Source organism: Enterococcus sp. DIV0358 (assembly GCF_051713465.1).
In the GTDB taxonomy this organism is placed as follows: Bacteria; Bacillota; Bacilli; order Lactobacillales; family Enterococcaceae; genus Enterococcus; species Enterococcus faecalis.
The window spans coordinates 682,407-705,721 of record NZ_JBIOPX010000001.1; the positions used below are offsets into that span (position 1 = coordinate 682,407).

The window sequence follows — 23,315 nt, forward strand, 5'->3', positions numbered from 1 at the left end:
TTAAAATTAAAAGAGTCACTTTTCATCATCCCAGAAAAGTGACTCTTTTTTATTGTGCTTTTTGATTAAACTGTGCTTCGTAAAGGTCACGATAATAACCCTGTTCTTTTTGCAATAATTCGTCATGGGTGCCAATTTCAACTACTTGACCATTGTCCATAACTAGAATTTTTTCAGCACTTTTGATTGTTGCTAAGCGATGGGCAATAACAAAACTGGTCCGCCCGTTCATCATTTGTAAAAAAGCATCCTGAATTTTTTGCTCGGTCAATGTATCAACTGAACTGGTCGCTTCATCTAAAATAAGCATCGGCGGATTACTAATCATCGTGCGTGCAATAGTCATTAATTGTCGTTGTCCTTCAGAAATTTTAACGCCTTGGGAACCAATCTCGGTATCTAGTCCTTGAGGTAAACGCATGACGAAATCAAAAATATGGGCTTTTTTCATGGCTTCTATAATTTCTTCGTCAGAGGCTTCGGGATTTCCGTACGTTAAATTTTCCCGAATGGAACTATCGAATAGCCAAGTATCTTGGAGAACCATACCAAAACTTTTTCGTAAGCTGTCCCGAGTAATTTGAGTAATGTCGTGAGTATCAACCGTAATTTGACCATGGTCGACCTCGTAAAAGCGCATTAACAAATTCACTAATGTTGATTTACCCGCACCAGTTCGCCCAACAATGGCAATTGTTTCTCCTGGTTCAGCAATTAAATTAAAGTTTTCGATTAAAGGTCGCGTCGGCGTGTAAGAAAAATCAACGTCTTTAAATTCAACACGGCCTCGCGCTTCTTTCAAAACAATTGCGTTCGGGGCATCAGGACGTTCAACTGGTTGATCCATCATATCAAAGGTACGTTCCAATCCAGCTAAGGCGGCTTGGATTTGGTTGGTGATTCCTGAGAGTTCAATAAAAGGTTTAGAAAATTGACTAGAGTAAATGGTGAAACTGGAAATAACACCAACTGTGACTAAAGGATTGCCACTTAAAACTAACAAGCCACCGACTAATCCAATCGATAAATAAGATAAATGGTCGATAAATCGAGAAAGTGGGTTGGTTAAGGAGGAAGAAAACTGAGCCTTCTGTCCTTTTTCATACAACGTTTGATTCAATGCTTCAAATGTTTCTTGCGTAGCTTGTTCTTGTTGAAAAGCTTTAACAATTTTTTGGTTGCCAACCATTTCTGAAACGAAGCCGGAAATTTCACCAACAATCGTTTGTTGTGCAGCAAAGTTTTTTTGTGAAGCTTTTGCAACAAGCCAGTTTACAATAAAAATAATCGGCGTACTGATAAGAACCACTAATGTGAGCAGGGGACTTAGCCGAATCATAAAGAGCAAAGCAACAACGACGGTGGCCATGCCAGAAAATAATTGGTTGAAGACAGCCGAGCAAGCCATTGAAATATTGTCAATATCGTTGGTAAAGCGACTGACGATATTTCCGTGTGACGTTTGGTCATAATAACTTAACGGTAATTGATTTAAATGGGCAAAGGCATCTTTTCTCAGCTGTGTGGTCGATAAATAAGACACGCGATTACCGAGACGTTGAATCAGCCATTGACTTAGAACGGTTACGAGTAAAATCCCTGCTAATAAACCTAAAATTTTGATGAGTTGCGCAGCATTGACTTGTCCTTTACCAACCATTGTATCAACGGATTTACCTATATAATAAGTCATGAGGACAGTCGAAAAACCACTGAGAATTCCTAGGATTAAGGCGCCGATAATTTCTTTTGGATAGCGTAGTAAATACGGCTTAAAACGTGAGAAGGCACCAAAATGAATTTTTTTAGTTTGCATGGGTATCCTCCTCCTGTGACGCAACGATTTCTTGATACTCTTTAGAAGAAGTAAGTAATTCTTCGTGGGTGCCAAGGCCAGCGACTTTTCCACTATCTAGGACTAAAATTTGATTCGCCGTAGCAATCGAACTCACGCGTTGTGAAATTAAAATAACGGTTGTCTCTGCTCGTTCTTTTTGTAAAGCACGGCGCAGATTCAAATCTGTTTGATAGTCGAGGGCACTCAAGGAATCATCTAAAATAAGTAAATGCGGTTTCCTAATCAAGGCACGGGCAATGGTCAACCGTTGTCTTTGTCCACCAGAAAAGTTTTTTCCGCCTTCGTTAACAGGCGTGTCTAACCCTTGGTCTAATTGTTCAACAAATTCTTTACATTGGGCGATAGCTAATGCTTCCCAACAGTCTTCATCAGTTGCATTTGGTTTGCCCCATTGTAAGTTTTCTCGAATAGTCCCTGTAAATAAGACGGCAGTTTGTGGGACACTTGCCACTTGTTGGCGTAAAGTAAAGAGCGGCCAATCGCGCACATTTATACCATTAATAAAAAGGTTTCCTGCACTCACATCATAAAATCTGGGAATGAGTTGGGTTAAGGTACTTTTTCCGCTGCCGGTAGGTCCTGTGATGCCGAGAATTGAGCCTTTAGGAATCGTAAAATTGATATTTTCCAAAGCCAAACCGGCCTCTGGTTCATAGCGAAAATCTACATGGTCAAAGGTAATATCACCAAATTGTGGAGATGTTTTTGCTGATTCTGGTGTATCTGTTAACTGGCTTTCTACAGTTAAAACCTCATTGACACGGTTTGCGGAAGCGGCAGCTCGCGTAAAAATTACCACGAGATTAGAAGCAACAATTAAAGCGAGCATCATTTGATTCATATAATTGATCAATGCTAAAACTTCCCCTTGTTGCAGGGAACCGAAAGAAACTTTTAAGCCACTAAAATAAAGTAAAAATAAAATTCCAACATTCATAATCAAAGTGGTTAAAGGCGTTAATAAAGCAGAAACATTCGATACACGAATGTAAATATCGCCTAAATCATCTGAAGCTTTATCAACATGTCGTTGCTCTGTTTCCTTTCTAGCAAACGCACGGATCACACGGACACCGCTTAAGTTTTGACTGATTTGACGGTTTAACCGATCCAAATATTCTTGGACTTTTTGATATAAAGGCACAGTCACTTTAATGATAATAAAGAGAATAAGGCTAAAAATTGGTAAAAGTAATAGGAAAAGAAAGCCCATCTGCACATCAATGTAAAAAGCCATGACCACAGAACCGATACTTAAAAAAGGTGTCCGAATGACCAACCGAATAAACATCGCTAAAGCTAATTGAAGCTGGTTGATATCGTTTGTGATCCGGGTGATGAGGGTATCTGTACCAAAACTATTCAATTCTTTGTGTGAAAGCTGATTAATTTTCTTCATTAATTGATTTCTTAGCTCCGTCCCAAAACCTTGCGAAGCGACTGAAGCATAGTATTGACAAATCATGACAAAAAATAAACCAACTAACGACATAACAAGCATCCAGAGGGCCATTTCTATGACAGTCTGTCGGTCGTTTTGACGAATACCGACATCGACTAAGTGAGCCATGAATAAGGGCAAGACTAACTCGAAACAAGCTTCTAAAAATTTGAAGACTGGACCGAGGATAATTTGTTTTCGATAATTTTTTGCGTATTTCAATAAACCAAACATAAGATTCCTCCCTTTGTTGCTCTCATTGTAGCCTAATCTTTCAATGAAAGAAAGTTGTTCGCTACATTTTCTCAACTTCTGTTAAAATAGAAGAAAAGCGCAAAGAAGTGGAGTGTGACAGAAACGTGGAAAAAATGAGTCAGGTTATTTTGTTATTTTTTATTTATTCCTTTATCGGCTGGTTATGGGAAACGGTGTATTGTTCATTAAAAGCTAAAAAATTTGTTTATCGAGGATTTTTGGTAGGGCCCTATTGTCCTATTTATGGATTTGGGGTCTTAAGCGTTCTCTATTTTGTGGAACCCTTTGAAAACAATCTCTTGGTATTGTATGTCGGATCGGCTGTTTTAGTGACGATTTTAGAATATGTCACTAGTTATGGCTTGGAAAAACTGTTCCATGCCTCTTGGTGGGATTATCATGATGTACCTTTTAATTTAAACGGTCGCGTGGCTTTACCGGTTTCTCTTTTTTGGGGATTGGGGTGTGTCTTGATTGTCAAAGTTATTCAACCAGAAATCGCCAAAGTTGTCAGTTTTTTACAAGCAACCTTTGGCAACTACTTAGCACTTTGCATAGTGATTGTAATGGGGCTTGACTTAATTTATACGTTGCTGAACATGCAAGGTTTCAAAAAACTTATTACCGAGATGGGCCAAACGTTGGAAACGAACCAACAAGAATTTAAGCAACGGTTGAACACAAAAATGGAAATCGCTACAGCTGATTGGCAGAAGTTAAAAGAACGAACCAAAAAAGAGCATTTCCAAAATCGGTTAAATTTCCAACAACGTCGTTTTATTAACAATTACCCAAAACTAACTTTAAAAAACATTAAAAATTCCAAAGAAGTTCGGCATCTCTTAGAAGACTTGAAGAAAAAGGGCCAATAATTAACAAAAAATATTACAAAATATTTCAATCAATGGTCTAATGGGATGAAAAAAAGAAAAATCGTCAAAAGCTAGTTTTTAAGCCGTCTTAAGAAATTCTTAAAGAATTGAGATAGAAATGGACTAATGAATAAACGCAGGATAAAAAAAGAGTTGCATTTAAATTGTAATAAATTGTAACATGATTGAAATAAAACAAGCCCTCCTGACTAGTATAATGAGTAGGTGTTTTAGATAAGTTAGGAAAGGTGTTGGATTTAGTGAAGGTTAAAAAGTTGATACCATTTTTAACAACAATGATGCTTATCAATTTTGGACTTCCAGTCGCTGCGGCAGCAGAATCACTTGATTCGTTGCAAGAAAAAGAAGCGCAAGCGAAACAATCTGGGGAGTTAATTAGTAAAGAAATCAATTCAGCCTTAGACGATGTAAATGCTAAATATGCGGAAATCGAACGTTTAAAAACGCAAATTTCAAAAGCGGAAGATACGTTGAAAACTTCGAAAGAGGAAATAGAAAAAACAGAAAAAAATATTTCTCGTCGTAAAGAAGCTGTTGGCGATCGTATGAAGGATATTCAATTAAATGGCGACCAACGTACTTGGCAAGCCTTATTAGATGCAGAAAATTTATCAGATTTCTTTAATCGGGCCTACGCCATGACCGTTTTACAAAACTTTGAACGGGAAAAGATTGAAAGCTTAACTAGCGAAAAAGAAAAGTTAGCTGCATTACAAGAAAAAGTTGAAAATACGCAAACAACTTTAAAACAAAATGAAGAGAAATTACAAGTTGAAGCTTCTTCAATGAATAATAAAGTCTCTGAGTTAAAAGAAAAAATGGCGGATAATGAAGAATTATTGGCTCAAATTTCGACAGACAAACAGAAAGAGCAACAACGCTTAGTCAGCGAAAAAGCAGCAGCTGAGGCACAGAAAAAACGTGCGGCAGAAACCGCCAAAGCAGAAGCAGCGAAGAAACAAGCAGCTGCCGACAAACAAGCGCAAGCAGATGCGGCGGCTAAACTAGAAGCCGAAGCTGCTGAAGAGTCAAGCAGTCAAGCATCAAGCTCTTCTACAAGTACGGAAAGCAGTAGCACTGAATCTTCAAGTTCAGCTAGTTCATCCGAATCGTCATCAACGACAGAATCATCGACAGGCGAATCATCAACGCCAGGAACTGGCTCTGGTCGTGTGCTTCAGATGGAATCAACTGCTTATTCTTGGCGCGAAGCTGGTGCAAGTAATCTAAGTGCTACTGGCATTGACTTAAGTAAACAAAGCAATGTGATTGCAGTTGATCCGAGCGTAATTCCTCTGGGGTCATTAGTGAAAGTCTCTGGTTATGGCTTTGCTATTGCTGGAGATACAGGTAGCGCTATTCAAGGGAATATTATTGATGTTCATTTTGATTCGGTAGAGCAATGCATTGCTTGGGGACGACGTCAGGTTACAGTAGAAATTCAATAATAAATTTGTTATACTAAAGACAAGATAAAAGGAATTGGCTAAGTCAGTAATGATAGTAGCCAGTTCTTTTTTAGTTAAATGTAAAGGAGAATTACAATGATTCGCTCGGCAACAAAAGAAGACGGTCAAGCGATTGCTCGGCTGGTCCTAGTTATTTTAAAAGATATGGAGTTACCAATTTTAGAAGAAGTCTCAGAAGAACAAATGATTGACCTATTAGCAGAGGCAACGGCGTATCCAACCTATCGCTATGGCTATCAACGAATTTTAGTTTATGAACATGCAGGTGAAGTTGCAGGGATTGCTGTCGGCTATCCTGCGGAAGATGAAAAGATTATTGATGAACCTTTAAGAGAAGTCTTTAAAAAACATGGTTTAGCAGAAGATGTTCGGCTATTTATTGAAGAAGAAACTTTGCCTAATGAATGGTATTTAGACACGATTTCAGTGGATGAACGTTTCCGCGGAATGGGAATTGGTTCTAAGTTATTAGATGCTTTACCTGAAGTAGCCAAAGCTAGCGGGAAGCAAGCCTTGGGTCTAAATGTTGATTTTGACAATCCAGGGGCGAGAAAGTTATACGCAAGCAAAGGCTTTAAAGACGTCACAACAATGACTATTAGTGGTCACTTATACAATCATATGCAAAAAGAAGTGTAAAAATAACGAAGCTAAAGTTAATCACTTTAGCTTCGTTATTTTTCATTAATCCGTTAATGGATCAAAATCTAATCCAAAATCATCGGAAGTTTTTTGTTTTTTCTTATTATATAACCAGTAGTCAAGGACAGCTGCTATGCAGATGCACAACGGTGCGTCCTCATCATTGGCAACAGTTAAAACAAAATAGTCGCCTGTACAAAGCATGGTTTTATCCATTGACATGATTTTTTTATGGACTTGATAAATTGAATATTGGTGCGCTTTGATATCACCAACAACTGCCCAGTGAAGGCCTTGAACATAATAGAAATCAGCATTCAAATTGAACAGTTTTCGTAGAGTACCCACTTTTTCAAAACGCTGATATAACTCAAATCGTGTGCCAAAAGTCCAAGAAACTTGTTTAATACTGGCTAAAATTTCTCCGTTCATTGCATATAAAGAAAGCGCATCTCCTCGTGTACCCCAGCGCCCCACCAATAGAAAAAGTGAACGGCCTGCTTGGTCTTTCACGATGGTTCGCGTAACTTTTCCTAACTGTTGTTCTTGAATAAAAAATTCAGACACGACACGATCTCCTTTCTATATATAAATGAGTGCTGTAACTGGTAGTGCTTATTACAAATCTTCTCTTATTGCACGCAGGATGGCTTCGCCGACACCATTTTCTAAATTAGTGGCTGTTTCATATTTAGCATATTCTTTTAATTCCAGTTCGGCATTGCCCATTGCAAAACTTACCCCAGCCCATTGAATCATGCTGACATCATTTAAATTATCACCAATAGTCATGACTTGTTCAGCGGGAATCCCACGTTCTTTAGCGACGCGCGCAACCGCAATCCCTTTTTGTGCTAGGCGGTGGTTAATTTCAATATTATTAAGCGCAGAAGAGGTGACAACCAAATCATCTAGTTCTTCTACTTCCATCCCAGCAGGACCTAATACTTTCGGCCCATCCATACTGAAGCCAATAATTTTAAGGACTTCAATCGAATCATCTTTTAAAATGTCGTCTAAACGATCAACATAGGTAATATGCAATAAAGATAGGTGTGCTGAAGCCATGGCAATCGCCACTTTATAAGTTAAATGGGGCATGGATTCTGCAATATGAGCGGCAAAGTTTTCAATTCTTTTTTCTTGATGTTCAGAAAAAATACCTTTATTTGTAGAGATTTCATAGTAAACATTGTGTTGACTCAAAATAGTTAGTACTTCTGTTACTGTTTCTTTTTCGATCCCAGCCGTGAAAAGTGAGTGTCCATCTTTGTCGAACACTTGGGCGCCGTTTAAAGTAATCATGGCGCAGTCAATTCCAGCTTCTTCTAACGCGGGTTTCGCTTCGGTATATGCGCGGCCAGTAGCAACCATAAATTCGATTCCTAAACGTTCCGCTTCGCGAATTGCTGAAGCGTTATCATTTGTGATGCTCATTTTTGCATCTAAAAGTGTTCCATCCATATCTGAAGCAATTAATTTAATCATCGATTCTCTACACCTCATTATCTATTTAAAGCTTACCTATAGTTTACCACGTTTTTCCAAGAGAAAGTACCCAGAAATTTCTTGTCAGGTTTGGAGAAATTCGTTATGCTTAGAGAGCGAAGGAGTGAGCATTATGAAAGAAATTATTCACAATAGTTGGCAAACCGTTTTATCTGCTGAGTTTGAAAAACCATATTATCAAGAATTGCGGGAGTTTTTGAAAAAAGAATATCAGACACAAACGATTTATCCAGATATGTATCATTTATTTTCAGCGTTAGAACTAACCCCTTTTGAAGAAGTAAAAGTAGTAATTTTGGGACAAGACCCATATCATGGACCTAATCAAGCACACGGACTAAGTTTCTCTGTCCAGCCAGGTGTGAAAGTGCCGCCATCTCTTGCGAATATTTACAAAGAATTACAAGCTGATTTAGGGTACCAACCCGTCAACCATGGCTTTTTAGAAAGCTGGGCCAAACAAGGCGTGTTATTATTAAATACTGTGTTGACCGTTCGGGCAGGTCAAGCCTATTCCCATCGAGGCAAAGGGTGGGAGCAACTGACAGATGTCATTATCGAAAAGTTGAATGAGCGTGAAAAACCTGTTGTTTTCATTTTATGGGGACGTCCTGCTCAAGAAAAAATTAAAATGATTGATACGACTCGGCATGTAATTATCAAATCGCCACACCCAAGTCCATTGTCAGCACATCGTGGTTTTTTTGGCTCACGTCCGTTTTCTCAAGCGAATGCCGCTCTAGAACGTTTAGGGGAAACGCCGATTGATTGGCAACTTCCTGAAACAGTGTAGTGTAACAGCATATACTGTTATAGTGTAGAAGAGTTAGTTTGTGAAAAGTTTATCGGATTATTGGTTTTTTTGACTAATACAGCTAGAAAAAACTGTTATTTTCATTGAGAATAGTGTATGATGGATTTTGTAAATATAAAACTGGAGGGTTTATCGTGGAATTATTCGATAGCTTAAAATTTAAAGTCGTACGCCGTAATATCAAAATTGTTTTCCCTGAAGCAACAGATCCTAGAATCTTAGGTGCTGCTGCCCGCTTAAAATCTGATGAATTAGTAGAACCAATCTTAATTGGTGATCCAACAGATATTGCAAATGCTGCTATGGCTCGTGGAATCAACACATCAAACTTTATTATTATCAACCCAAATGATTATGAAAAATGGGATGAAATGGTCGAAGCATTTGTTGAACGCCGTAATGGAAAAGCTACTAAAGAAGATGCTGAAAAAATCTTAAAAGATGTCAACTATTTCGGTACTATGTTAACTTACATGGGTATTGCTGATGGTATGGTTAGTGGTGCTATCCACTCAACAGGTGATACAGTTCGTCCTGCGTTACAAATCATTAAAACAAAACCAGGCGTAAGCCGTACAAGTGGTGCCTTCTTAATGATTCGTGGTCGTGACCAAGAAAGATATTTATTCTCAGACTGCGCGATTAACGTGAACCCAACTGCACAAGAATTAGCTGAAATTGCTGTTGATAGTGCTAAAACAGCTGAATTATTTGACATTGAACCTAAAGTTTCATTGTTAAGTTTTTCAACAAAAGGTTCTGCAAAAGCACCAGAAGTAACAAAAGTTGCTGAAGCTACAAAAATTGCGCAAGAATTAGCACCTGAATATGCGATTGATGGTGAATTACAATTTGATGCTTCTTATGTATCTTCTGTCGCACAATTAAAAGCGCCTAACTCAAAAGTTGCTGGAGAAGCAACAGTCTTTGTATTCCCAGATTTACAATCAGGAAATATTGGCTACAAAATTGCTCAACGTTTAGGTAACTTTGAAGCAATTGGCCCTATCTTACAAGGATTGAACAAACCAGTTTCTGACTTATCACGTGGTGCAAACGAAGAAGATGTTTATAAATTATCAATCATTACAGCTGCTCAAACATTAATGAACGACTAATTAACTATGTCGAAGCATGATAAATAAGCAAAGTAGAAGTTGAGGTTCCCAGGACACTTGGGCCTCAACTTTATTTTTTTGAAGCTGCCACTAGTCAACTTATTGAATTTTCGGTATACTTTCATACATAGATTCTTGCAGATGGGAGGCAAAAAAATGAACATTGTCCTGAACAATCCATTGGAAACAGAAGCAATTGCTAAAATCATTGGACAGAAGGCACAAGCTGGTGATGTAATTGTCCTGACTGGTGATTTAGGGGCCGGTAAGACGACAATGACGAAAGGGATTGCTTTAGGATTAGGCATTTCCCAAATGATTAAAAGTCCCACCTATACGATTATCCGCGAATATCCACAAGGACGACTTCCGTTATACCATATGGATGTTTACCGTGTTGAAGAGGGTGCGGATGAATTAGGGTTAGATGAGTATTTTGAAGGAGATGGGCTATCCGTTGTAGAATGGGGCAGCTTGATTGAAGAAGAATTGCCAGAAGATTATTTAGAAATTATTTTAAATAAAGATTCTCAAGAAGCTGACAAGAGAGTTCTTGAATTCCGTGGAACTGGTCCATTGGCAGAAGAAAGAATAGCAGAGATTTTACAAGCGTGGGAGGCTCGCGAATATGACTGAACAAACATTTTCTATTCGAGAAGCAGTGCCTACTGATGCGGATCAATTACTATCTGTGATGTCAAAAATTGGGAGTGAAACGCCCTATTTGGTGATGGATGAGCGAGGAATGGCCATGTCGACAACAGAATTGGCTGAAAATCTAGCAACACTCTATGAATCGCCAAATAATGTTTTATTGGTGGCATTAGCGGGAGAAGCGATCATTGGCACCGCTTCTGTGTCTGCTTCTTCTAAAAACCGGATGGAGCATATTGGTGAAATTGGCATTAGTATTTTAAAAGAATACTGGGGCTATGGACTAGGCAGTATCCTAATGGAAGAACTTATTCGCTGGGCGCATGAAAGTCATGTTATTCGTCGCTTGGAATTAACGGTACAGGATCGCAATCAACGAGCGATTCATGTCTATAAAAAATTAGGGTTTGAAACAGAGGCAATTATGCCTCGGGGTGCCAAAACAGACCAAGGTGAATTTTTAGATGTTCATTTAATGCGTTTGCTGATTGATTAATTATTGGTTAATAATTTTAATTTCTTAAATAATCGAACGATAATTGCATGAAAAAACAAAATTTTCGCAATTATCGTTTGTTTCATATTTATTTTTCTGATATTTTTGTTATAATTATAGAAGAATTTAACGAAAAAATGAAAATTTATTTTGGGAAGGAATGTAAGAAATGGCGAAGGCAACGAAAATGAATGTTAACTATCGAGAGTCGATCTTGGATCGTGCGTATCGTTTAGAGCTAATAAAAAAAGATGAGTATGCAAAACATCAAGAAAAATTATCATTATTAAATGAAAAATTGTCTGACGGGGAACCAGCTCAATTTGATGCAAAAGAAGAAACGTTTTGGAAAAAAATTTCGCAAAAAGTTATTTTATAAAAGTAATACATACGAATAAGAGCGTACACATAGAAAGAAGCGTAAGCAGTTTAACACTGCTTACGTTTCTTTTTTAATGAATAGGAATAACTGTTTCACGCTTAATTAATTTGTGAGGAATAACGAGACGGACACCATTTGTCAATTCTTCGTGGATTAATTCATATAATTTTTTCATCGCCATTCGACCTAATTCTGACGTGTCGATGTCAATGCTTGTTAGATAAGGATGTGTCAATGTTGAAAAGATTGAGTTGTTAAAACTAATAATGGATAACGTTTCAGGAACTTGATAACCATAGATTTGCGCAAGTTGCATCGTCCGCAAAGCAAAGATATCATCAATCACCACCAACGCCGTGGCATTATTTTGATGAAGAATATCATCGAAAGCCATGTAATCTTCAGGTTTTTCTAACGCAACGCTTGGTAAAACAGTTAATCCTTGCATCATCATTGCTTTTTGATAACCAAAGTAACGTTCAAAGTACAAACTTTCATGCGTTGTATTGGTCACAAATAAAATATTTTTATGGCCGTTTTCAATTAAAAATTCCGTCGCTTGTTTCCCTAATAATTGATTATCATTATCCACGTAAACTATTTCCGTTTCATGTTGGTAAGGTTGACCAATTAAAGTAAAGGGAATGTTGTTTTCGTATAAGTAATCAATGACGGGGTCCTTACTATCTGAATACACAAGAATAAAACCGTCCACTTGTTTTTGAAGATGCATTCTTTTAACGTTTTCCAATAGTACATCAAAACTTTTGGCAGTTGCAATAGCAGTAGTCATATCATAAAGACGGGCTTCCTCATTGATGGCTTCCATAATTTCTAAATAAAATGGATTCCCTAACCGTTCTTTCGAATCTAAAGGAGGTAAAATTACGCCAATGGCACTTGAAATTCGTTTACCCAAATTCCGTGCCGTCATATTTGGCACATAGCCTAAGTCATCCATGACTTTTCGCACTTTCTTTTTTGTCGATTCAGAAATACTTGGATGATCGTTAATGACACGCGAAACGGTTGAGGTTGCAACCCCCGCTTTCTTAGCGACATCTTTTACTGTAATTGCCATTTTTGCCACGCCTTTCTTAGTGATTATAGAAGGTTAAATTGATAAACCGTTTGGTAGGTTTGCTTTTTATTAGCTGGTAATAAAATAGAGCCCCACTGAGGATGATGAACAATGTCTGGATACTCTTGTGGTTCAATTGCTAAGCCATAGTTTGAATGCATAGCTTGTCCATTAATAGAAAAAGGAGCCTCAAAACCAGTCGTAGAAAATAATACCATACTTTGGTTCGTTGTTGCTATCGTCATTTTTCTTCCAGAAGTAGGTTCTTGTAAGCAAAATTGTGGCTGTCTTAAGTCAGAGCCAACTAAGGAGAAAACATCATCTAACCCAGTTGGATAGCGTTGGAGGATTGTTTCGATAGGTGTCAGTTCATTAAAACGTATGGATAGTTCAGAAGCTGGTAAAATCCGTCCAGTAGGCAGCTTATTATCGTCTAATTCTAACATACCTTGACAGTTCAAAGATAGCAAATGTGACAGAATGTCTAACTTTCCATCGCCAGATAAATTAAAGTAGGCGTGGTTTGTAGGATTAAAAAGTGTTTCCTGTTTACTCCGTCCAGTACTGATCATTCGTAAATGATTATCCTCTAGCTGATAAGTGATGGTGGCCTCAATTGGTCCAGGATAGCCAGAAATGGTATCGGTTAAATGAAAAGCAACGCCAATGATATCTTTTTTTTCAAAGGGCTCGACTGTCCAATATTGAAAAGACCACCCCTTTGAGCCACCATGGATATGATGACCGTCGCTATTTTGTTCTAATATTCCATTTTGCCAATGGCCATTACGAATACGTCCAGCAACTGGTCCAACAGTGGCGCCAAAAAAGCTTTGATCCTTTAATACATCTTGATACGAATCATACGATAAAAGGATATTTTCCCAATGATTATTTTTGTTTGGCATAAAAAGTTGATGGAGGCGCGCGCCATAATTGAGAAGAACGACTTCTAAAAAGTCGTTCTTCAAAGTAATTTTCTTTAAGTTTGTGTTTGGAATATCGGTTACGGTGATACGATTATCCTTCATGATCAAGCCACACTTTTTTTAAGTAATCAAACGTTAAAGCGCTCGTCTCTGGCACGATGGGCAACCCTTCGCCTAACTCTTCTTTGCGGCCAACGCCAACAGGTTGCGCTCCACTAGCAAGAATCGCTTGAATCCCAGCTTTGGCATCTTCAATGCCAAGACATTCTGCTGGTGTCAAATCAATTTCTTTCGCAGCTAAAATGAAAATATCTGGAGCGGGTTTGCCTGCCTGGACGTCTGCTGGATTAGCAATGGCATCAAAAAGGGGCGTCAATTGCATTTTTTCTAAAAGGAAAGGCCCATTTTTACTTGCAGAAGCCAAGGCGATTTTAATATTGGCTTCACGTAATTCCGTTAATAAAGAAAGAATTCCTGGATAGACATCTTCAGGCGTAATTGCTTGGATCATTTCCAAGTAATAATCGTTTTTCCGTTGCGCTAACTGGGCAAATTCTTCAGAAGAAAACGTGCCTTCTTTTTTTCCGTATTTTAACAGTAACTGCAGAGAATCTTCACGGCTTACACCTTTCAATTGTTCGTTGAAAACACGGTCAATGGAAATTCCAATTTCGTTTCCTAATTTTTTCCAAGCGTGGTAATGAAATTCTGCTGTATCAGTAATAACGCCATCTAAATCAAACAAAACGCCTTTAAACATGAACTTCTTCCTTTCTAATCGGTAAAACTAATCGATCTTTTAACGTGTATTTTTGATCGTAAACAGTTAATGGAATTGCAGGGCCGTCGAGTAAAGTGAAGGCCACTTGGTCTGCTGCAACTTCAACAAATAGTAAACGATTCCGATAATTAATGTGGAACGAGTAGGCTGTCCATGTCGCTGGTAAAAAGGGTGCAAATTTTAGTTGTTGATGGTCCGTTTTCATTTGGGCAAAACCTTGAACAATCGCTAGCCAACTACCAGTCATTGAGGTAATGTGTAAGCCATCTTCTGTATCATTATTGTAATTATCTAAGTCAAGGCGCGCTGTTCGTTGATACATTTCCACTGCTTTTTCTTCCATGCCTAATTCAGCAGCTAACACAGCATGAATGCTTGGTGAAAGAGAAGATTCATGGACAGTCATTGGTTCGTAAAAGTTAAAGTTCCGGCGTTTTTCTTCTAAAGAAAAGGCGTCATTGAAGAAATAAATTCCTTGAAGAACATCGGCTTGTTTAATGAAACAAGACCGCAAAATTTTATCCCATGACCAATGTTGATTTAAAGGCAGCTCACTAAGTGGTAAATCAGAAACAGGCATTAAATCTTTATCTAAGAAAGTGTCATGTTGTACAAAAATGCCTAATTCATTATCCACTGGGAAGTACATATTTTCTACAATGTCTGCCCATTTAGCTAATTCGTCGTCTGCAATTTTGAGCGTTGTTTCTTCTTGGAATTTTAAATAAGACTCACGGGTGTAACGTAGAACCCACGCAGCGATGGTATTGGTATACCAGTTATTATTGATATTATTTTCATATTCATTTGGCCCCGTTACGCCATGAATCATATATTGTTTATGACGTTGGGAGAAGTGGACCCGATCTGCCCAAAAACGAGCGATTGCTACAAGTACTTCTAGACCAGCATCTTTTAGATAATCTTCGTCTCCTGTATAGTTGACATAATTATAAATCGCATAAGCAATCGCACCATTTCTGTGAATCTCTTCAAAAGTGATTTCCCACTCATTATGACATTCGACACCAGTAAAAGTAACCATTGGGTAAAGCGCACCCTTTAACCCTTGTTGTTGGGCATTATGAATGGCTTGAGGCAATTGATTGTGGCGATATTTCAGTAGATTTTTAGTAACTTCGGGCTTAGCCAACGCCAAGTAAAGTGGGACAGCATATGCTTCAGTATCCCAATATGTGGCACCACCATATTTTTCGCCCGTAAAGCCTTTTGGTCCGATATTTAAACGATCGTCTTCGCCATAGTAGGTTGAGAAAAGTTGGAAAAGATTAAAACGGATGCCTTGTTGGGCTTCGTCATCTCCTTCAATAACAACATCAGCTAATTGCCAACGTTTTGCCCAAGCGGCAGCTTGCCCAGCTTTTGCTTCAGGGTACAAGGTAGTCATTTCTGCAAATAATTCGTTTACTCGTGTGATTTGTTGCGTTTCTGGCACATCACGACTGGTAACGACAAGCACTTCTTTTGTGATAGCGGTCGTTTCGCCTTCGTTTAAAGACACTGTCAATTCTGCGGTTAAGGCCAAGGGCTGTTGTGTATATGTAGGCACAACAGAGGCTCCATCGATGAAATGGCGCATGCCTGCAGTCACTGTAAAACGCTCTATTTCAAAGTTGTTAGGAATGGTCTTAGTCGTAACAAAACCAAGTGTTTCTTGTGTTTCAATAGCTCTTTCTTCCCAAAAATGTTCTTCATAATTGCTGTCTTCATTTTGAACATCGCCATCCAATTTTGAGTGAAGAGTGATTGTGCCTGTACCTTCCAGCATTTCAATTGTTAAGTGGATGTAAGCCGCTTCTTTTTTTTCTAAGCTTAAAAAACGTTCAAAAGAGAAGCGCACTTTGTTCTTCGGTGTTTGGATGGTGAATTGCCGAGAAAGAACCCCGTTTTGCATGTCTAATTCTAAAGAAAAATCTTCGTAAGGTGTAGTGGCTAAATCAATTGTTTGTCCATCAATTTGTAAATCCATTGCGATGAAATTAATTGCGTTAATCACTTTACCAAAATATTCAGGATAACCATTTTTCCACCAACCAACACGTGTTTTGTCTGGATACCAAACACCTGCTAAATAGGTTCCTTGATGGTGGTCGCCAGAATAGTGTTCTTCAAAATTTCCCCGCATCCCCATATAGCCATTGCCAATGCTCGTTAATGATTCTTGTAAACGTAAATTTTCTTTATCTAAGTGTGTAGTACGGATTTTCCAAGGATCAATTTGGAATAAACGTTTGATTTGTTTCATGAGAATCCCCCTCAGTGATTTTATTGATAGGTCTATCATAAACGCAACCGATTGCATTAGTCAATAGTCAATGCTTAAAAAGTGTAATCTTATGAATAAAAGCTGAAACAAAGGTAGGATAGAAGGAGGTTTATTTGCTTTATTAAAAGACAAAATAAAAAGGGGTTAAGTAGTAGGGAGTTGTTTTCCACAATATTTTTGGAATTAAAGCATTTACAAAAAGGAAACAGGAGTATATAATGGCAACATAACGAAACCGATTGCGTAAGGAGTGGCAGGAATGAAAAAAATGTTTAGTTTTGAGTTTTGGCAAAAATTCGGGAAAGCTTTAATGGTCGTTGTGGCAGTAATGCCCGCAGCGGGTTTAATGATTAGTATTGGGAAATCGCTTCCTTTAATCGATCCTAATTTAGGCTTGTTAGTAACAACAGGCGGAGTTCTGGAGAGTATCGGTTGGGCAATTATTGGCAACTTACATTTACTATTTGCGTTAGCAATAGGTGGCAGTTGGGCCAAAGATCGTGCAGGTGGCGCATTTGCAGCGGGGATTTCTTTTGTTTTAATCAACCGTATTACTGGAGCCATTTTTGGTGTAACAAATGAAATGTTGGCTGATGAACAAGCTTTCACGCATACCTTATTTGGCACCAAGATTATGGTGAAGGGATTCTTTACAAGTGTCTTAGAAGCTCCGGCATTAAATATGGGTGTTTTTGTAGGGATTATTGCTGGTTTTGTCGGTGCGATGGCTTACAACAAGTATTACAATTATCGGAAATTACCAGATGCGCTATCATTTTTTAATGGTAAACGGTTTGTCCCATTTGTCGTTATTTTGTGGTCAACAATTGTCTCAATTGCATTAGCACTTATTTGGCCAAATATTCAAGCGGGAATTAATAATTTTGGGTTATGGATTGCGCAATCTCAAGATAGTGCACCTATTTTAGCGCCATTCTTATATGGAACGTTGGAACGTTTGTTATTACCTTTTGGGTTACATCATATGTTGACGATTCCAATCAACTATACACAATTAGGTGGAACGTATGAAATTTTATCTGGCGCACAAGCTGGAACCCAAGTCTTTGGTCAAGATCCTTTATGGTTGGCTTGGGCAACAGACTTAGTGAATCTTAAAGGCGCTGGTGATATGAGCAAGTATCAGTTTGTCTTAGAAAATTGGACACCAGCTCGATTCAAAGTAGGCCAAATGATTGGTTCTTCAGGGATTTTAATGGGGATGGCTTTGGCGATGTATCGTAATGTCGATGCAGATAAAAAAGCTAAATATAAATCAATGTATTTTTCTGCTGCTTTAGCTGTTTTCTTAACTGGTGTGACAGAGCCGCTAGAATTCATGTTTATGTTTGCTGCAGTGCCGCTTTATGTAATTTATGCGGTGATCCAAGGTGCTGCTTTTGCAATGGCTGATATTTTACCATTGCGTGTGCATTCGTTTGGAAATATTGAATTGTTAACAAGAACACCGCTAGCAATAAAAGCTGGTTTAGGTGGCGATTTAATCAATTTTGTTTTAATGGTCATCATTTTTGGTGTTGTCACTTATTTCTTAGCCAATTTCTTAATTAAAAAATTTAATTACGCAACACCTGGAAGAAATGGAAACTATGACAATGATAACGGCGAAGAAATCGCATCTGGCGCGGCTGGTTCAGGCGTCGTCGATCAGCAAATCGCGCAAATTGTCTACTTACTTGGTGGTAAACAAAATATCAAAGAAGTTGATGCGTGTATGACACGCTTACGTGTCAGTGTAAAGGATCGAGAAAAAGTCGGTTCGGAAGAGGCGTGGAAACGGGCAGGCGCAATGGGCTTGATTGTGAAAGATAATGGCGTTCAAGCCGTTTATGGACCAAAAGCTGATGTTTTAAAATCCGATATTGAAGATTTACTAGCTTCCGGCGTTGACATTCCAGAACCAGTTATAGCAGAAAGTACAGCAGGAGTGCCAACAACGAATTTCTTAGGTAAGAAAAAAGATTTCGTGGCTGTAGCGACAGGGGAAGTTATTCCAATGGCGCAAGTCAATGATCCTGTCTTTTCACAAAAAATGATGGGGGATGGATTTGCAGTTAAGCCTCTAGAAGGAGAGGTGGTGGCACCAATTTCGGGGAAAGTTCTAAGTGTTTTCCCAAGCAAACATGCGATTGGGCTACAAACAGAAGAAGGCATCGAAGTACTTGTCCATATGGGGATTGATACAGTTGAAATGGCAACTCCTGCTTTTGAATCTTTTGTTAAAGAAGGACAATCATTGAAAGCTGGGACGAAACTAGCTAAAATGAACTTGGATGTGATTGAACAAGCTGGCAAAGAAACAACGATTATTGTCGCCTTTACAAACAGCGACAAAGTGGAACAAGTAGTTATTAACCAACTAGGAACCACCACTGCGGGAACTGTGATCGGACAGATTGAAATTTAAATGATTAGGTATGAGGTCGGGACAGAACCGTTTAACTCCGAGAAATAAGAAGGAATTTCCGGAAATTGCTTTTTAATTTTTGGATAATTTCGGCTTATTTCCGAAGGAGTTGGTTCTGTTCCCGCCGTTTATCAGGTTTTGCGCGTGAAGCAAAAATCCAAAGTGATTTTTGTCCCACTCACAGACCTAATAACATGTAAGAGAAGGGGAAAAGATGAATCTTTTAACAATCAATACTCATAGCTGGTTAGAAGAACCATTAAAAAAATTAGAGGAGATTGCCAAGGTGATTTTATCTTCTGAAAGTGAAATAATTGCTTTACAAGAAGTGAATCAGAAAGTCGCTTCCAAGAAAGTGCCGTTAGAACAGTTAACTACTTTTTGTCCCGTGGCGACCCAAACACCGGTCCATGAAGATAATTTTGCATATCTAATCGTTCAATATCTAGCTGAAAAAGGCCAACACTATTATTGGAGTTGGGAAATGAGCCACATTGGTTACGCTATTTATGAAGAAGGGAACGCACTACTTTCGAAATGTCCGTTGACTAGTGAAGCTCTCCTTATTTCAGAAAGCCAAGAACCAACGAATTATCGAACAAGAAAAATCTTAGTGGCGGAGACAGAGAGTTCAAAAGGTACGCTTACTGTTGTCTCTGGTCACTTTTCTTGGTGGGAAACACCCTGTACAGGTTTTGCCTATGAATGGCTACAATTAGAGAAATACTTAGCGACGGGGCAACAACCGTTAGTCATTTTAGGCGATTTAAACAACCCAGCTGGTACAACTGGCTATCAATTAGTGGAAAATAGTTACTTGCCGATTCAAGATGCATTTGTGGTAGCGGAAGAGACAAGCGGTGAAGCGACAGTAGAGAAAAAAATAGATGGCTGGGAAGAAAATGAAGCAGCCTTGCGGATTGACTACGCATTTGTTCCAAAACAGTGGCACGTACGAAAATATGAAGTAATTTTTGATGGTAGGAAAACACCGATAGTCAGTGATCATTTTGGCTTACTCATTCAACTAAAATAAGAAAAAGCGCTGAATTTTCAGCGCTTTTTCTTATTTACTCGCTCATGTAACTATTCCTCTTAGTTTTGTTTGGCTAATTCTTGATCCCGAAGGATGGTGGCCTCAATCCCTTTGATGACTGTTGAAATAAACGCATTGTTTTCTAATTCGACAATCCCAGCAACCGTGGTTCCACCAGGAGAACTGACCTGGTCGATTAAAGTCCAAGGATTCTCTGTACTATTTGCCAAAGTTTGAGCGCTGCCTAGTACAGCTTGTGTGGCAATTTCTAAGGCTAACTCTTTGTTCATACCATTTTTAACGGCTGCTCGGGCAATCGAATCAATAAATAAGAAAGCATACGCAGGAGTGCTACCTGCAATAGCAGTAAAAATCGAAAAATACTGTTCCTCTAATTCCCAAGCTTGGCCAACTGCTCGAAACAATGATAAAACAGTCTGGATGTCTTCAGGGGATGCAAAAGCGTTGCCACAAACAGCTGCTGCACCCGCGCCAATCAACGCATTCATATTGGGCATCACACGAACAAGACGAAGCGGTTGGGTAGTCTCAAACAGTTGATACAATTCTGCAATAGTCGTACCTGCTGCAATGGAAACAATTAACGGTTGCTTGTCTAAAATTGCTTCTTTTGCTTCAAGTAAAGCCGCTTGAACGAATTGCGGTTTCACCGCTAAAATAACTAAGTCAGCTACTGCAATGGCTTCTTGTGGTGAAGCAACCGCGTGTGCACCAATTTCTTGTGCAAAAGCGGCGGTTTTTTCGACTTGAATATCATAAAAATAAAGGTTTTCTGCGGCAATAAATTGCTTTTTTAGCGCACCTTTGGCAATAGCGGATGCCATATTTCCAGCACCGATAAAACTAATTTTCATAAAAAATTCCTCCTAAAAACTGTTGAATCTCTTTTTTCGTGTTACCATGTATCTAGTATAGAAGGAAACGCCAAAGAAAAAAATAGAGGGAGTAAAGTAAAAAGTGTTGGATTATGAGGTGATTAATTGGCAAGCAAAGAAGAGCAATATGCAGCATTTTATCAGTTTTTAGAGACCTTAGATTGTTATTTAACCACTACCAATGCTCTTGAGAATGAAGTAGCGCAATTTAAGGAAAATCCGCATCGAGAAATTGCGGGCTTTATGTTGGCATCTTCGGAAACCATTGACGTTCCGAAAGGATTTATTCGGATGCTCTATTGTTTAGAGCAAGATGGCAATGCTTATTTGGATCAACAAAGGTGTTCGTTTTCGGCTGGCCAAGTCATGATTGTCAATGAGGCCACCTCGGTTAGCTATCAGGGGCAAGGAATGTCTATGATTATATTTTATTTTAAAAAGCACTATTTTCTTGATACGCTCTTAAATCAGCTGGCGGAAGAACCAGTCATGTATCGTTTTTTTACAGAAATTGCTAGCAGTGAATTTGAAAACATTCCTCGATATTTCGTTTTTGCCAGCCAGCCAAATTCGGATGTCCACGTCTATTCGCTATTATTACTGAAACAAATTGTGAAAATGGCCTATTTTAATAATAAAGTGACCAAAGCGGCCTTTGTTTTGCTGATGGTGGAACTAGGTCAACTGCCTAGAGAAGCTTTAAAGATGCAAGATAATTATTTGTCGAATCATCAACGTGTTGAGGTGATTTTAGCGTATATTGAGCAACAGATTGCACATGTCACTTTAGCAGAAGTCGCCGCTAAATTTCATTTTCATCCGAATTACTTATCGAATTTTTTAAAAGAAAAAACAAACAAAACGTTTACGGAAATTGTCTTAGCCTACCGAATCCAATTGGCGAAAAACTACTTGAAGCAAACAGATTTATCGATTCAAACGATTGTTGAACGAATCGGCTATCAAGACAAAGCCTTTTTTTATAAACGTTTTAAAGAAGAAATGGGCATGACCCCAAAACAATATCGACAGAAAGAAGGAATGGCAGATGTACGAAGAAATCTTTGAAGAATTTCAGTTAACTGTAGTAGAATTACCAATCGAATTCGTTGATGATTTGCCTGTCTATCGCGGACACTTAAAAGAATTAACGTTTCTTTCAGTGGAAGCCTCTTCACGAAAAAAACTCTACCAACAGCTTTTACAGGCTTATTTGTTGTATAGAGAAGAGAATCAAGCAGTTGTTGAAGAGGAAGAAATAACTTCCTCGTTATTGTCTACAGAACAGTTATTAAAATACTATGATGGTGAAACGTTCGATGGGTTTCAGTTGCCATCAAATGAATAAGAAAGCAGGGGAACAGATGGATACAATGGCAAAAATTAATCAATTTCGTGATGAAAGAAATTGGCGCCCCCACCATAATGAAAAAGATTTGGCGCTCTCAATTTGTTTAGAAGCAGCAGAATTGTTAGAACTTTTTCAATGGAAAACAGCAGAAGAAGGCATCAAACAAGAAGAACGAATCAAAGAAGAATTGGCTGATGTTCTCATTTACTCCTACATGATGGCTGATAATTTAGGGTTTGATTTGGACGAAATTATCGAAGAAAAGTTGAAGAAAAATGCGGTGAAATATCCAGTGCCAGAAAAATAAGTGTTGAAACAAATGAATCGAAGAACTTCTAAAAAAGAATAATGAAGTGGAAAATAGCCAGTATTAAGAAATTCTGAAGGGTTTGCGGAAAACAGAAATAAAAAGTAGTTTTCTGCTGCAAAAAAGTTTAAGGAGGAACAATCAATGATTACAGGCACAGAAATTGATTTTATTGTTAGTGATAGTTTAAAGGCATTAGCTTTATATAAAGAAATCTTTGAGGTCCATGTAGTTGAAGCGACAAAGTATCCTGTTGGAAGGAATGAAGTAGTGTTTAACTTATATGATACTCGGTTCCATATGTTAGATGCTAATGAAGAATTTGGTTTAAATGCACCAGATTCAGAACATCCCAATACAATTTGGTTCAATATCACGGTAGCAGATATTGTGCAAACTCATAAAAAAGCCTTAGCAAATAAGTGCATTGAGATGCAACCAGTTACAGAAATGATGGAAGGAGCTATTCAAAATTCGTTATTTGTTGATCCATTTGGTTACATGTGGATGGTACATCAAATTAACCAAGAACTAAATTTTGAAGAGCGAACAGAAATTTTAGAAAAAGAAATGTAGTAAGGAGAGGTCGGGACAGAAGTGTTTAACTCCGAGAAATAAGAAGGAATTTCCGGAAATTGTTCTTTAATTTTTGGAGAATTTCGGCTTATTTCCGAAGGAGTTGCTTCTG

General features: G+C 38.3%; 23 protein-coding genes. 14 read left to right on the forward strand and 9 right to left on the reverse strand.

All coding sequences use genetic code 11. The annotated features are described in order from the left end of the window. Positions 1-49: 49 nt before the first annotated feature. Positions 50-1,816, reverse strand: coding sequence for an ABC transporter ATP-binding protein (locus tag IGK70_RS03345; RefSeq protein ID WP_104855981.1), 1,767 nt, complete (start codon positions 1,814-1,816; stop codon positions 50-52). Beyond that, positions 1,806-3,533 (reverse strand): ABC transporter ATP-binding protein, encoded by a 1,728-nt coding sequence (locus IGK70_RS03350; protein WP_002363303.1) that lies wholly within the window; start codon positions 3,531-3,533, stop codon positions 1,806-1,808. The genes IGK70_RS03345 and IGK70_RS03350 overlap by 11 nt, the downstream gene beginning before the upstream one ends. A 125-nt stretch (positions 3,534-3,658) precedes the next feature. On the opposite strand from IGK70_RS03350, the gene IGK70_RS03355 reads away from it, so the two are divergent. The 3 genes from IGK70_RS03355 (at position 3,659) to IGK70_RS03365 (ending at position 6,555) form a co-directional block, all read left to right on the forward strand. Further along, positions 3,659-4,426 (forward strand): putative ABC transporter permease, encoded by a 768-nt coding sequence (locus IGK70_RS03355; protein WP_002387023.1) that lies wholly within the window; start codon positions 3,659-3,661, stop codon positions 4,424-4,426. Between the two features lie 248 nt (positions 4,427-4,674). Beyond that, on the forward strand, positions 4,675-5,895 hold the full coding sequence (locus tag IGK70_RS03360; RefSeq protein WP_438775169.1) for a 3D domain-containing protein: 1,221 nt from the start codon (positions 4,675-4,677) through the stop codon (positions 5,893-5,895). Positions 5,896-5,991: 96 nt separating this feature from the next. Next, positions 5,992-6,555: a GNAT family N-acetyltransferase gene (locus IGK70_RS03365; protein ID WP_002355832.1), complete on the forward strand. Its 564-nt coding sequence runs from the start codon at positions 5,992-5,994 to the stop codon at positions 6,553-6,555. 45 nt (positions 6,556-6,600) lie between these two features. Here IGK70_RS03365 and IGK70_RS03370 read toward each other — a convergent pair whose 3' ends face one another. Both IGK70_RS03370 and IGK70_RS03375 read right to left on the reverse strand, forming a co-directional pair. Further along, positions 6,601-7,125, reverse strand: coding sequence for an LURP-one-related/scramblase family protein (locus IGK70_RS03370; protein WP_002355833.1), 525 nt, complete (start codon positions 7,123-7,125; stop codon positions 6,601-6,603). A 51-nt stretch (positions 7,126-7,176) separates the two neighbouring features. Then, positions 7,177-8,046 carry a Cof-type HAD-IIB family hydrolase gene (locus tag IGK70_RS03375; protein ID WP_002383369.1) on the reverse strand — a complete coding sequence of 290 codons (870 nt, stop codon included), beginning with the start codon at positions 8,044-8,046 and terminating at the stop codon, positions 7,177-7,179. Positions 8,047-8,179: 133 nt separating this feature from the next. Between IGK70_RS03375 and IGK70_RS03380 the strand changes: the two genes are divergently transcribed. The 5 genes from IGK70_RS03380 (at position 8,180) to IGK70_RS03400 (ending at position 11,528) form a co-directional block, all read left to right on the forward strand. Continuing rightward, a complete protein-coding gene (locus IGK70_RS03380) occupies positions 8,180-8,860 on the forward strand; it encodes a uracil-DNA glycosylase (RefSeq protein WP_002363309.1) in 681 nt (226 codons plus the stop codon). Between the two features lie 155 nt (positions 8,861-9,015). Then, positions 9,016-9,999 carry a phosphate acetyltransferase gene (pta, locus tag IGK70_RS03385; RefSeq protein ID WP_002355836.1) on the forward strand — a complete coding sequence of 328 codons (984 nt, stop codon included), beginning with the start codon at positions 9,016-9,018 and terminating at the stop codon, positions 9,997-9,999. A gap of 141 nt (positions 10,000-10,140) precedes the next feature. After that, a complete protein-coding gene (gene tsaE, locus IGK70_RS03390) occupies positions 10,141-10,635 on the forward strand; it encodes a tRNA (adenosine(37)-N6)-threonylcarbamoyltransferase complex ATPase subunit type 1 TsaE (protein WP_002396467.1) in 495 nt (164 codons plus the stop codon). Further along, positions 10,628-11,149 carry a GNAT family N-acetyltransferase gene (locus IGK70_RS03395; RefSeq protein ID WP_104855950.1) on the forward strand — a complete coding sequence of 174 codons (522 nt, stop codon included), beginning with the start codon at positions 10,628-10,630 and terminating at the stop codon, positions 11,147-11,149. The genes tsaE and IGK70_RS03395 overlap by 8 nt, the downstream gene beginning before the upstream one ends. Before the next feature lie 169 nt (positions 11,150-11,318). Then, positions 11,319-11,528 (forward strand): hypothetical protein, encoded by a 210-nt coding sequence (locus tag IGK70_RS03400; RefSeq protein ID WP_002355840.1) that lies wholly within the window; start codon positions 11,319-11,321, stop codon positions 11,526-11,528. A 73-nt stretch (positions 11,529-11,601) separates the two neighbouring features. Here IGK70_RS03400 and bopD read toward each other — a convergent pair whose 3' ends face one another. The 4 genes from bopD to IGK70_RS03420 are packed head-to-tail and all read right to left on the reverse strand — an operon-like array spanning position 11,602 to position 16,588. Beyond that, positions 11,602-12,612 (reverse strand): LacI family transcriptional regulator BopD, encoded by a 1,011-nt coding sequence (bopD, locus tag IGK70_RS03405; protein WP_002358859.1) that lies wholly within the window; start codon positions 12,610-12,612, stop codon positions 11,602-11,604. 23 nt (positions 12,613-12,635) lie between these two features. Next, entirely contained in the window at positions 12,636-13,643 is a 1,008-nt protein-coding gene (locus IGK70_RS03410; RefSeq protein WP_002404478.1) for an aldose epimerase family protein, read from the reverse strand. After that, positions 13,633-14,301 carry a beta-phosphoglucomutase gene (pgmB, locus tag IGK70_RS03415; protein ID WP_002355844.1) on the reverse strand — a complete coding sequence of 223 codons (669 nt, stop codon included), beginning with the start codon at positions 14,299-14,301 and terminating at the stop codon, positions 13,633-13,635. The genes IGK70_RS03410 and pgmB overlap by 11 nt, the downstream gene beginning before the upstream one ends. Then, the gene (locus tag IGK70_RS03420) at positions 14,294-16,588 is read right to left on the reverse strand and encodes a glycoside hydrolase family 65 protein (protein WP_010706686.1); all 2,295 of its coding nucleotides are present in this window, start codon (positions 16,586-16,588) and stop codon (positions 14,294-14,296) included. The genes pgmB and IGK70_RS03420 overlap by 8 nt, the downstream gene beginning before the upstream one ends. Positions 16,589-16,868: 280 nt before the next feature. Between IGK70_RS03420 and IGK70_RS03425 the strand changes: the two genes are divergently transcribed. After that, positions 16,869-19,037, forward strand: a complete 2,169-nt coding sequence (locus IGK70_RS03425; protein ID WP_002368190.1) for a PTS transporter subunit IIBC — start codon at positions 16,869-16,871, stop codon at positions 19,035-19,037. A 214-nt stretch (positions 19,038-19,251) separates the two neighbouring features. Next, positions 19,252-20,073, forward strand: coding sequence for a maltose 6'-phosphate phosphatase (mapP, locus tag IGK70_RS03430; protein ID WP_220421727.1), 822 nt, complete (start codon positions 19,252-19,254; stop codon positions 20,071-20,073). Between the two features lie 59 nt (positions 20,074-20,132). On the opposite strand, the gene proC is transcribed toward mapP, so the two are convergent. Then, entirely contained in the window at positions 20,133-20,948 is an 816-nt protein-coding gene (gene proC / locus IGK70_RS03435; protein ID WP_104855489.1) for a pyrroline-5-carboxylate reductase, read from the reverse strand. Positions 20,949-21,074: 126 nt separating this feature from the next. Here proC and IGK70_RS03440 point away from each other — a divergent pair, with 126 nt between their 5' ends. The 4 genes from IGK70_RS03440 (at position 21,075) to IGK70_RS03455 (ending at position 23,203) form a co-directional block, all read left to right on the forward strand. Then, on the forward strand, positions 21,075-22,037 hold the full coding sequence (locus IGK70_RS03440; protein ID WP_010817121.1) for a helix-turn-helix domain-containing protein: 963 nt from the start codon (positions 21,075-21,077) through the stop codon (positions 22,035-22,037). Beyond that, positions 22,018-22,317: a hypothetical protein gene (locus IGK70_RS03445; RefSeq protein ID WP_010817122.1), complete on the forward strand. Its 300-nt coding sequence runs from the start codon at positions 22,018-22,020 to the stop codon at positions 22,315-22,317. The genes IGK70_RS03440 and IGK70_RS03445 overlap by 20 nt, the downstream gene beginning before the upstream one ends. Then, positions 22,310-22,627 (forward strand): nucleotide pyrophosphohydrolase, encoded by a 318-nt coding sequence (locus tag IGK70_RS03450; protein ID WP_002403727.1) that lies wholly within the window; start codon positions 22,310-22,312, stop codon positions 22,625-22,627. Before IGK70_RS03445 ends, IGK70_RS03450 begins: the two co-directional genes overlap by 8 nt. Positions 22,628-22,771: 144 nt before the next feature. After that, complete coding sequence (locus tag IGK70_RS03455) at positions 22,772-23,203, forward strand: VOC family protein (protein ID WP_002373575.1); 432 nt, start codon at positions 22,772-22,774, stop codon at positions 23,201-23,203. The last annotated feature ends 112 nt before the right edge of the window (positions 23,204-23,315 follow it).

Excerpts from the sequence above, each read along its gene's own strand:
- IGK70_RS03345 (WP_104855981.1), bottom strand. The coding sequence starts at position 1,816 with ATGCAAACTAAAAAAATTCATTTTGGTGCCTTCTCACGTTTTAAGCCG.
- IGK70_RS03350 (WP_002363303.1), bottom strand. The coding sequence starts at position 3,533 with ATGTTTGGTTTATTGAAATACGCAAAAAATTATCGAAAACAAATTATC.
- IGK70_RS03365 (WP_002355832.1), top strand. The coding sequence starts at position 5,992 with ATGATTCGCTCGGCAACAAAAGAAGACGGTCAAGCGATTGCTCGGCTG.
- IGK70_RS03375 (WP_002383369.1), bottom strand. The coding sequence starts at position 8,046 with ATGATTAAATTAATTGCTTCAGATATGGATGGAACACTTTTAGATGCA.
- IGK70_RS03380 (WP_002363309.1), top strand. The coding sequence starts at position 8,180 with ATGAAAGAAATTATTCACAATAGTTGGCAAACCGTTTTATCTGCTGAG.
- tsaE (WP_002396467.1), top strand. The coding sequence starts at position 10,141 with ATGGGAGGCAAAAAAATGAACATTGTCCTGAACAATCCATTGGAAACA.
- IGK70_RS03395 (WP_104855950.1), top strand. The coding sequence starts at position 10,628 with ATGACTGAACAAACATTTTCTATTCGAGAAGCAGTGCCTACTGATGCG.
- IGK70_RS03400 (WP_002355840.1), top strand. The coding sequence starts at position 11,319 with ATGGCGAAGGCAACGAAAATGAATGTTAACTATCGAGAGTCGATCTTG.
- bopD (WP_002358859.1), bottom strand. The coding sequence starts at position 12,612 with ATGGCAATTACAGTAAAAGATGTCGCTAAGAAAGCGGGGGTTGCAACC.
- IGK70_RS03410 (WP_002404478.1), bottom strand. The coding sequence starts at position 13,643 with ATGAAGGATAATCGTATCACCGTAACCGATATTCCAAACACAAACTTA.
- pgmB (WP_002355844.1), bottom strand. The coding sequence starts at position 14,301 with ATGTTTAAAGGCGTTTTGTTTGATTTAGATGGCGTTATTACTGATACA.
- IGK70_RS03420 (WP_010706686.1), bottom strand. The coding sequence starts at position 16,588 with ATGAAACAAATCAAACGTTTATTCCAAATTGATCCTTGGAAAATCCGT.
- IGK70_RS03425 (WP_002368190.1), top strand. The coding sequence starts at position 16,869 with ATGAAAAAAATGTTTAGTTTTGAGTTTTGGCAAAAATTCGGGAAAGCT.
- mapP (WP_220421727.1), top strand. The coding sequence starts at position 19,252 with ATGAATCTTTTAACAATCAATACTCATAGCTGGTTAGAAGAACCATTA.
- proC (WP_104855489.1), bottom strand. The coding sequence starts at position 20,948 with ATGAAAATTAGTTTTATCGGTGCTGGAAATATGGCATCCGCTATTGCC.
- IGK70_RS03445 (WP_010817122.1), top strand. The coding sequence starts at position 22,018 with ATGTACGAAGAAATCTTTGAAGAATTTCAGTTAACTGTAGTAGAATTA.
- IGK70_RS03450 (WP_002403727.1), top strand. The coding sequence starts at position 22,310 with ATGAATAAGAAAGCAGGGGAACAGATGGATACAATGGCAAAAATTAAT.
- IGK70_RS03455 (WP_002373575.1), top strand. The coding sequence starts at position 22,772 with ATGATTACAGGCACAGAAATTGATTTTATTGTTAGTGATAGTTTAAAG.